The organism is Psychrobacter sp. CCUG 69069 (assembly GCF_021023115.1).
GTDB lineage: Bacteria > Pseudomonadota > Gammaproteobacteria > Pseudomonadales > Moraxellaceae > Psychrobacter > Psychrobacter namhaensis.
This window is the reverse complement of the sequence record NZ_QQAI01000044.1, coordinates 1-936: the sequence shown is the minus strand read 5'-3', so window position 1 is coordinate 936 and position 936 is coordinate 1. Positions and strand designations below refer to the sequence as shown.

The window sequence follows — 936 nt, the reverse complement described above, 5'->3', positions numbered from 1 at the left end:
CAATTGAACAAGGATGGCAGCACTCAAGTGTATGCGGCTATTGAGTCGCCAGCGCAGCAGATGTAGTTCTATTAATAAGTTATCAGATATATAAGTTCAACTCTCATTTCATGGATTAACTTAGGTCAATATTATGAATAAAAACAGATTTAACCGCAGGCGTTTTTTGACAGGGTCATCCACCTTGCTCGGCGCGTCGATGCTATCCACACTACCGACGATGGCTAATAGTGCTTTAACTAAAAGCCAAAATGTCGTAGTCAATAGTGATAGAGCCGATCACATTGTACCTATACTAACGGGTAATGAATTTGATCTTTATGTCAGTGAGAAGATGATAACGGTCAACGGCAAGTCAAGCATGGCAACGCTGATAAATGACTCACTGCCTGCGCCAACGCTTAAGATGCAAGAAGGCGATACGGTCACCATTCGAGTCCATAATCAGCTGAATGAGTCGACCTCTATTCACTGGCATGGCCTCTTAGTGCCGTTTGAGATGGATGGCGTACCGGGTATCAGCTTTGATGGTATTCCTGCGGGTAGCACCTTCACGTACAAATTTAAACTGACACAGTCAGGCACTTATTGGTATCACTCGCATACTGGCTTCCAAGAGCAGACCGGTATGCGCGGGGCTATTGTGATTGAACCTAAAGGGCGCGAACGCTATCCTATCGAGGAAGATCACGTTATCCTGCTTAGTGATTGGACGCATCGCGATCCGCATAATCTGCTAAAACTACTTAAGCAGCGTGCTGACTTTGATAATTATCATCTGCCAGACTTTAAAAAGCTATTGTCCGATATTGCCGCTACGGATCTTGAGGCGGCTTATGATAAACGTAAAATGTGGAACCAGATGCGCATGATGCCGACTGATTTTACTGATTTATCTGGTGAGACCACGTTTACTTATCTTATGAATGGTAAAAC

1 protein-coding gene is annotated in these 936 nt (G+C 44.1%); it reads left to right on the top strand.

All coding sequences use genetic code 11. The features are described from left to right. Positions 1-133: 133 nt before the first annotated feature. On the top strand, positions 134-936 hold an 803-nt coding region (locus tag DVY93_RS12400), incomplete at its 3' end, for a multicopper oxidase domain-containing protein (RefSeq protein ID WP_230711048.1).